The following is a 1,042-nucleotide window of genomic DNA, read 5'->3' as shown; positions in this document are numbered from 1 at the left end:
CCTATGCCCGCGTGTGGGATTTGTTATTTCTAATCCCCTTTTTGATCCCTCCCTATATCTCGGCCCTGTCGTGGATGCTTGCATTGCAAACGCGTGGCTATCTGGAACAGCTTTTCTCGTTCAAGTTCAATGCGCTGCTGTTCTCATTGCCCGGCATGGCGATAGTGATGGCGTTAAATATTTTTCCTGTGGTCTATTTTGCCGTCTCGCGCAGTATGGCGAGTCACGGCGGGCGTCTTGCGGATGTTGCCCGGGTACATGGCGCGGGTCCATGGGCGGCATTTTTCCGTATCACATTACCGCTGGCATTGCCTGCGATTGCGGCCAGTACCCTGCTGGCGTTCGCGCTGGCAATCGAGGAGTACGGTGTGCCTGCCGCGATTGGCCCGCATGCAGGGATCCAGGCACTTACCACTGGGATTGAGCAACGTCTTGCCGATTGGCCCATCGATCTTTCCGGTGCAGCCGTGCTGTCGTTGTTGCTGGTTGCATTGGCATTGACGGCCTATACGGTTCAGCGCGCGCTCACTGCGGGAAAAGACGTTGGCACCATTACCGGGAAGCCAGCGGCTATTGTCATTCGCGATCCGGGGCGCTGGACCTTGCCCATCATCGGGTTGTTCTCGTGTGTCGCGGTGATTGCGGTAGGCATTCCGGTGAGCGCCATGTTGGCAACCGCCTTTTCCGGCACCCTATCCGGCGGGTTATCCGCAGACAATGTAACGCTAAGGCATTTCAGTGCCGTACTAAGCGGTAAGAACCAGGCGCTAAGTGCGCTCTCAAGCAGCATGGGATTGGCCAGTGGCACTGCGCTACTGACTGGGGTTGTCGGCACGCTGGTTGCCTGGCTGGTGACGGTAAGACGTGTGCGCGGCGCAGCGCTATTGGATGGTCTTTCTCTGTTGCCCGTGGCGCTGCCCGGCATTGTGGTTGGCTTAGGGCTGATATTGGCCTGGAACCGAAGCTTCTGGCCGATTACGCCCTACAACACCTGGGCGATTCTTCTATTGGCCTACAGTTGCTTGTTGTTGCCTTATCCCAT

The 1,042-nt window shown here is 57.3% G+C and carries 1 protein-coding gene; it reads left to right on the top strand.

The annotated features are described in order from the left end of the window. Positions 1-1,042, top strand: a 1,042-nt coding sequence (locus tag J5224_RS29715) for an ABC transporter permease (protein ID WP_264628655.1), incomplete at both ends; no start/stop codon positions are given.

The sequence above is a fragment of the Candidatus Symbiopectobacterium sp. NZEC135 genome (genome assembly GCF_025962695.1).
The sequence above is the reverse complement of the archived record's forward strand: the minus strand, read 5'-3'. Positions and strand labels throughout refer to the sequence as shown.